Genomic DNA, 2,503 nt, shown 5'->3' with positions numbered 1-2,503 from the left:
GCGGCCGGCCCGGGGGTCGACCGCGGCGAGGAGGAGGTGCGGGGCGCCGCGGGTCACTGGCCCGGCGCCCGGGTCCTCGTGGGCACGGCGGCCGCGTGCGGTGCCGTCGCGGACGTCGCGACGGAGGTCGACGTGCTCCACTGCTCGGGCCACGGCCGCCACGCGCCGGAGCATCCGCTGCTCTCCGCCATCGAGCTGGCCGACGGCCCCTGGTTCGGCTACGACGTCCAACGGCTTCCGCGGGTGCCGGCCCTCGTCGTGCTGTCGGCGTGCGAGGTCGGCCGGGTCGCGGTGCGCTGGGGGCAGGAGACGACGGGGCTGGCGAGGGCGTGGCTCGCGGCCGGCGCGGACAGCGTGATCGCCTCGGCCTCCGCCGTCGCCGACGACGCGGCCTGCGAGACCCTCGCCGCGCTGCACGCCTTCCTCGCCGCCGGCCGGCGGCCCGCGGAGGCGCTCGCGCTCGCGGGGGCCCCGACGTCGTTCGTGTGCTTCGGCGCCGGCTGAGTCAGCGCACGCCGACACCGAGCAGCGCCGTGCCCGGCAGCCGCCCGACCGGGTCGCCGCCCGCGGTGATCTGCTCGGCGAACGCGAACGCCGCCCGGTCGAGCTGCTCCGGCGACAGGGCGTCGAACACGGGCTTCAGCGGCGCGGCCCAGAGCGGCACGGCGCGGAACATCGCTGCCGGATCGGCGACCTCGGCGACGTGGGTCGCGACCTCGACCCGCACGTCCCGCAGGCCGGCCTCGGTGAGCAGGGACTCCAGGCCGGCGCGGTCGCCGAGCCGGAACGGCACCGGCTCCTCCTGCGGCGGTCGCAGGCCGGGGACCGCCGTGCGGAGTGCGCGCATCACGGCGAACGGCAGGGAGAACCCCGATCGGTGCCACGCGCCGACGAGCACGCGGCCGCCGGGGCGCACGACGCGCAGCAGCTCCCGCACCCCGGCCGCCATGTCGGGGAAGAAGATCAGGCCGAACAGCGACGCGGCGGCGTCGAACGACGCGTCGGGCAGGTCGAGGGCCTGGCCGTCCATCCGGGCGACGGAGCCGTCGACGCCCGCGTCGGCGAACCGTTCGGCGAGCAGGGCGACCATGCCGGGCGCGAAATCGGTGGCGACGACGGATGCGCCGGTCGCCGCCGCTGCGAGGGCGAGCGCTCCGGTGCCCGCCGCGACGTCGAGGAAGCGGCTGCCGGGCCCCAGTCCGAGCAGCTCCACCGCGTCGGCGGCGAACCCGCGCGTCACGGGCGCGAACCAGGTGTCGTACTCGCCGGCGCCGTCGGTCCAGCCGGACGGCAGTTGATCGGGGGACAGGTCCGTGGCCGTACCCACCATGCCTCCTGCCGCGTCCGGGCTGTCGACGTCGTCGTCACGGTAGTGCGGGCTCCCATCGCGGTCAACGCGGTTGACAGGACGTCGACTAGCCTCCTGCCGTGCCGTCGGACGCCCGGTTCCTGCTGCTGCAGGCGCGCCCCGAGGCGGTGCCGCGCGCGCAGGAGGCCGCCTCGTTCCGCAGCGCGACCGGGCTGGGCGAGCGCCTCGACGTGCTGCGGGTCGACGTCGAGCCCCTTCCGTCCGACGCCGTGGACCGGTGGGCCGGGTTCCTCGTCGGGGGCAGCCCCTTCAACGTGTCGGATCCCGAGTCCGGCAAGTCGGACGGGCAGCGGGTCGCGGAGGCGAGCCTGACGAGGCTGGCCGCCGACACGCTCGATGCGGGGCGGCCGGCGTTCTTCACCTGCTACGGCATCGGCCTCGTCACGCGGCTGCTCGGCGGGACGATCGACCGGACCCATCCGGAGCAGCCGACCGCGCAACCGACCCGGCTCACGCCGGCGGGCGCCGCCGACCCGGTCGCCGGGGCGCTGCCGGCGTCGTTCCTCGCGCTCACCGGGCACAAGGAGTCGGCGCCGGAGCCGCCTCCTGGCGCCGAGCTGCTCGCGACGAACGACGTGTCGCCGGTGCAGCTGTACCGCGTGGGGGAGCTGCTGGCGAGCCAGTTCCATCCGGAGCCGACCACGGAGGAGTTCATCGCCCGGGCGACGGCGTACCAGACGTACGGCTACTTCCCGCCCGCGGAGCTGGACGTGATCGCGGCGACGGTGCGGGGCGCGTCGGTGACCGCTCCGCGGCTGCTGCTGCCCCGCTTCGTCGCCCGGGCGGAGGCGCTGGCCGACTGAGCCCTCAGCGCGGGGTCGGTGTCGGGGAGGCGGCCGGTGCGCCGGCCGGGGTCGGCGAGGCGGTCGGGGTCGCGGTCGGCGACGGGGTGGTGCTCGCCGTGGGGTGCGGGGCCGGCTTCGGCGTGGGCTTCCCGATGGGCTTCGGCGTGGTCGTAGCGGTCGGCGAGGCGGTGGCCGTCGGGCGCGCCGGGCTCCTGCGCGGAGCGGAAGCCGGGGACGGAGCGGCCGGAGCCACGGGGGCCGAGGCCGGGGAGGGCGTCGAGGGGACCGCTGCGGGGCGGGCGGGCCCACGGGTCGGCGGCGCCGGGCTCGGGGTCGAGGTCGGGCTCAC

Annotated in this window: 3 protein-coding genes and 1 pseudogene; 3 read left to right on the top strand and 1 reads right to left on the bottom strand. The window is 77.3% G+C overall.

Annotated elements, in window-relative coordinates; translation table 11 throughout:
* Positions 1-504: CHAT domain-containing protein (locus JWQ92_RS04335; RefSeq protein WP_297343232.1), on the top strand; the 504-nt coding region annotated here is incomplete at its 5' end.
* Position 505: 1 nt separating this feature from the next.
* Here JWQ92_RS04335 and JWQ92_RS04330 read toward each other — a convergent pair.
* Positions 506-1,330: a class I SAM-dependent methyltransferase gene (locus tag JWQ92_RS04330; protein WP_297343231.1), complete on the bottom strand. Its 825-nt coding sequence runs from the start codon at positions 1,328-1,330 to the stop codon at positions 506-508.
* Positions 1,331-1,428: 98 nt separating this feature from the next.
* On the opposite strand from JWQ92_RS04330, the gene JWQ92_RS04325 reads away from it, so the two are divergent.
* The gene (locus JWQ92_RS04325) at positions 1,429-2,172 is read left to right on the top strand and encodes a GMP synthase (protein ID WP_297343230.1); all 744 of its coding nucleotides are present in this window, start codon (positions 1,429-1,431) and stop codon (positions 2,170-2,172) included.
* Between the two features lie 86 nt (positions 2,173-2,258).
* Positions 2,259-2,503 (top strand): annotated as a pseudogene (locus tag JWQ92_RS04320) (hypothetical protein); the annotation flags it as partial.

Origin of the sequence: Amnibacterium sp. (genome assembly GCF_025463795.1) — a bacterium.
Classification (GTDB): domain Bacteria; phylum Actinomycetota; class Actinomycetes; order Actinomycetales; family Microbacteriaceae; genus Amnibacterium.
The sequence above is the reverse complement of the archived record's forward strand: the minus strand, read 5'-3'. Positions and strand labels throughout refer to the sequence as shown.